This is a genomic window from uncultured Mucilaginibacter sp. (genome assembly GCF_903913935.1).
In the GTDB taxonomy this organism is placed as follows: Bacteria; Bacteroidota; Bacteroidia; order Sphingobacteriales; family Sphingobacteriaceae; genus Mucilaginibacter.
In genome coordinates, this window is sequence record NZ_CAIWNH010000356.1 from 1 (window position 1) to 3,968 (window position 3,968).

General features: G+C 41.6%; 4 protein-coding genes and 2 tRNA genes. 1 reads left to right on the forward strand and 5 read right to left on the reverse strand.

Annotation, left to right across the window (positions count from 1 at the left end; translation table 11 throughout):
• The 4 genes from QZY09_RS24755 to QZY09_RS14215 form a co-directional block, all read right to left on the reverse strand.
• A partial coding sequence (locus tag QZY09_RS24755; RefSeq protein WP_367119222.1) for a GIY-YIG nuclease family protein occupies nt 1-111 on the reverse strand: 111 nt, incomplete at its 3' end.
• 44 nt (nt 112-155) lie between these two features.
• Nucleotides 156-240 (reverse strand) — tRNA-Leu (locus QZY09_RS14205).
• Between the two features lie 62 nt (nt 241-302).
• A tRNA-Gly gene (locus QZY09_RS14210) sits at nt 303-375 on the reverse strand.
• A gap of 263 nt (nt 376-638) precedes the next feature.
• Complete coding sequence (locus QZY09_RS14215; RefSeq protein WP_295673410.1) at nt 639-1,121, reverse strand: regulatory protein RecX; 483 nt, start codon at nt 1,119-1,121, stop codon at nt 639-641.
• Nucleotides 1,122-1,179: 58 nt separating this feature from the next.
• Here QZY09_RS14215 and QZY09_RS14220 point away from each other — a divergent pair, with 58 nt between their 5' ends.
• The gene (locus QZY09_RS14220) at nt 1,180-3,642 is read left to right on the forward strand and encodes a bifunctional UDP-N-acetylmuramoyl-tripeptide:D-alanyl-D-alanine ligase/alanine racemase (RefSeq protein ID WP_295673411.1); all 2,463 of its coding nucleotides are present in this window, start codon (nt 1,180-1,182) and stop codon (nt 3,640-3,642) included.
• A 34-nt stretch (nt 3,643-3,676) separates the two neighbouring features.
• Here the strand turns inward: QZY09_RS14220 and QZY09_RS14225 are convergent, their stop codons facing one another.
• On the reverse strand, nt 3,677-3,895 hold the full coding sequence (locus tag QZY09_RS14225) for a hypothetical protein (protein WP_295673412.1): 219 nt from the start codon (nt 3,893-3,895) through the stop codon (nt 3,677-3,679).
• Nucleotides 3,896-3,968 lie beyond the last annotated feature (73 nt).

Here is a 3,968-nt window from a genome sequence, read left to right on the forward strand (position 1 = left end):
GGCTGTTACTTTTCCTGTGTTATGCCTTTCTAATCTTTCTTCAATATTAGAAGTGTGCCCAATATAATATCGGCCACTTTTTGTAGATTGTAAGATATAGGTGTAAAACATAACCGGCTTTTAAATAACAAAACCCTCTTATTTAGAGGGTTTTGTACTCAGAGCGGGAATCGAACCCGCACTCCGTTTACGGGAACAGGATTTTAAGTCCTGCGTGTCTACCAGTTCCACCATCTGAGCATGGTTCCATTAAAGGAAATTAAACCTTTTAACAATAAATCCCTTCTTGTGGAAGGGATTTGAGCGAAAGACGAGATTCGAACTCGCGACCCCGACCTTGGCAAGGTCGTGCTCTACCAACTGAGCTACTTTCGCAATTTTAAGAACTCCGCTTTGTTTAAATTTCTTTTTCGCTTAGCGGAGTGCAAATATAGCCAGAAATGAATATTCTGCAAGTAGTAATTTTACTTTTTTTTGTTTTTGTGTTGCTTGAGCGTCTTATCTGGTTAGATCAGGTTGATTAAGTTATTGTAAATAAAAACCTTAGGCGAATAAAAAAAATGATAAATATTTTCAATTATTTAAAATACTGTCAAAAAAAGCAAGAAAAACCATCATCTTAATCCAAATAAATCAATTTAATCAACCAATTCCTTCAAAATATCAGCAATAATATCTCCTTCATACCCCCTGCTTAACGCGTATTGCTGTAATTTATACCTCCGCTTATAGGTATTTTTTTCGGTAACCTGGGCGGCTTTTTTGGTCAATACCTTTTGCAGCATCCGGATATAATCGTCATAAGGTATGCCCTGCAGTGCTTTTTTTATCAAAACGTCGGGCACTTTTTTAAACTTCAATCCCTGTTTTATTTTGATCTTCCCCCACCCTTTCTGGTTAAATTTGCCCCGTGCGTAGGCATTGGCAAAACGCTCCTCATTAATAAACCCTTCAGTGATCAGCGTACTGATGATATTTTCAACAGCGTTTTGGTGCAGGCCATATTCATACAGTTTATCCCTCACCTCCTGCTGGGCGCGTTCCTGGTAGGCGCAAAAATGCTCGGCTTTGGTATAAGCAGCCTTTTCGTCTAAAATTATTTTCGTTTTTGCCTCTTCCATCAAAACCAAAATTCGTTAAAAATTCTTCTATTGGCAGAAATATAAGCAAATTCGTACCATGGCCAGTAATCAATACCCTATTTCGGCAATTCAGCAGATCATTAAAGCCGGCGGCAATATTGTAAAAGAGTATCACATCAGTTCATTGATCACCGACAGCCGGCGGATCAGCAATGCCCCCGAAGGCTTGTTTTTCGCGCTGAGCGGCCGCCGCAACGGGCATGAATTTATTGCCGAAGCTTATGCAGCCGGGCTACGCAATTTTGTAGTAAAGGAGGGCCCTGAACTGATTATGCCCGAAGCCAACTTCCTGATCGTATCGGATGTGCTTAGCGCATTGCAAGCGCTGGCCTCACATCACAGGGAAAGTTTTAACCTTGAAGTAATAGGCATCACGGGCAGCAACGGCAAAACCATTGTTAAGGAATGGCTTTACCAGTTGCTATGCACAGATAAGAACATTGTACGCAACCCTAAAAGTTATAACTCGCAAATAGGCGTACCACTTTCGGTATGGCAGATCAACGAAAAAAACAACCTCGGGATTTTTGAAGCAGGGATATCTACCCGTAAGGAAATGGTAAGGCTTGAGAAAATCATCCAGCCATCTATCGGCGTCCTTACGCATATCGGTACCGCCCATGATGAAGGTTTTGAAAGCCGCGACGAAAAAGTGAAAGAAAAGCTGCTGCTTTTTAAAAACTGCCGCCTGTTCATCCATAATTACGAACAACTGATCAATTTTACAGGCACCATCACCGTTAAAGAATGTTTTACATGGAGCACTAAATTTAAACAAGCGGATCTGTACGTTTTCAGCGAAACTGTTATCAAAAGAAACACTTATTTAAGGGCCTGGTATAAGGAGGATGAAATTGAATGCCTTATACCCTTTACGGATGAAGCCTCTGTTGAGAATGCGATTGTTTGCTGGGCTGTTATGCTGGCTATGGGCTATTCTGCGGCAGAAACAGATGGCAGGATTGAACACCTTAACCCGGTAAGCATGCGGCTTGAATTAAAAACGGGCATTAATGATTGTTCGGTAATAGATGATTCCTATAACTCAGATATACAATCCCTGGAAATAGCCCTGAATTTTTTGAACCAGCAAAACCAGCACACCAAAAAAACATTGATCTTATCTGATATATTCCAATCGGGTTTGCAACCAGATGTACTTTATAAACAGGTGGCCGAAATGATAAAGGCAAAGCATGTAAATAAATTTGTTGGTGTAGGCAAAGCGCTCAGCAAATACCAAGACGACTTTGACATACCTGTTAAACATTTTTACCCGGATACGCCATCGATGGTGCAGCATCTCCGCGCCCTTAATTTTAAAGAGGAAACCATACTAATAAAGGGCTCACGTAGTTTTGAGTTCGAAAGTATCAGCCGTGCACTGGTGCAAAAGGCGCACGAAACGGTGATGGAGATCAACCTGAATGCCATGGTCAACAACCTTAATTTTTACCGCAGCAAATTAAAGCCGGGTGTAAAGGTAATGGCCATGGTGAAAGCATTCTCCTATGGCAGCGGTACTTTTGAGGTCGCCAATATCCTGCAGTATAACAAGGTCGATTACCTTGCAGTAGCTTACATTGACGAAGGCGTTGCCTTGCGCAAAACCGGCATCACCCTGCCAGTAATGGTATTGAACCCGGAAGCTTCAGCCTTTGACAAACTGACCGAATATAACCTGGAGCCTGTGATCTATAGTTTTGGCTTGTTCGACGACTATATTAAATATGCGCGGCAACAAAACGTGTTGGATTACCCCGTCCACCTAAAAATTGACACCGGCATGCACCGCCTCGGCTTTGAAAATTTTGAAGTGGAAACTCTGTGCGATTTGCTTGAAGAAAACAGGTATGTAAACATCAGGTCGGTATTTTCTCATTTGGTAGCCAGCGATGCAGCGGAGCACGATGAATTCACTAAAACGCAAGTACGTAATTTCGAAAAAGCGTTTAAGCTGATTGAAAAAGCCCTGGGTTATAAAGTAATCAAGCACCTTTGCAATACTTCGGGCATTGTGAGGTGGCCAAACGCGCAGTATGATATGGTAAGGCTTGGTATTGGCTTATATGGTATAGATGCCGCAACACCGGCCACAGAAAATGGATTGCAACCTATAGCCAGCTTAAAAACGAGCGTATCGCAGGTAAAAAAAATCACGAATGGAGATACCATAAGTTATAACCGGAGCGGCAAACTTGGTGACAATGGGAAGGTAGCTACTGTGCGGATCGGCTATGCGGATGGCTATTTACGCGCATTTGGCAACGGAGTTGGCAAGATGCTGGTAAAAGGAACACTTGTGCCCACCGTTGGCAATATTACGATGGATATGTGTATGCTTGATGTGAGTGACATTGACGTAAAGGAAGGCGACGAAGTAATTGTTTTTAACGAGCAGCAACGCATTGAGGCACTCGCGGAACAGATCGGCACAATACCCTATGAAATTTTAACTAATATTTCCCAGCGTGTAAAACGTATCTACTTTTATGAGTAGAATTTAACCCGTAATATCCATAAAACCAGACAGCTCAGGAGTTTAATTGCCTTTTTTGGGCTTGATTTGTTTCCCTTCCAGCTTTAGGATATGACCTGTATGCAATAGCGATGAAAATTATCGCCGGTACTGAATATTCAATGGCGGTTAACGGCTGAAAATCATCAAGGTTAGAGAACGCTTTGTACAACATCAATAAAATGATGGCAAAGCCAACAAGGGTGCAAAAATAACGGCTAAAAAATAATAACATGTTTATTAAAATTGGAAGATGTGAATATTAAATTGAATAAACTGCTTCCATTCCTATCATCCGAAAATTGGCA

Excerpts from the sequence above, each read along its gene's own strand:
- QZY09_RS14215 (WP_295673410.1), bottom strand. The coding sequence starts at position 1,121 with ATGGAAGAGGCAAAAACGAAAATAATTTTAGACGAAAAGGCTGCTTAT.
- QZY09_RS14225 (WP_295673412.1), bottom strand. The coding sequence starts at position 3,895 with ATGTTATTATTTTTTAGCCGTTATTTTTGCACCCTTGTTGGCTTTGCC.
- QZY09_RS14220 (WP_295673411.1), top strand. The coding sequence starts at position 1,180 with ATGGCCAGTAATCAATACCCTATTTCGGCAATTCAGCAGATCATTAAA.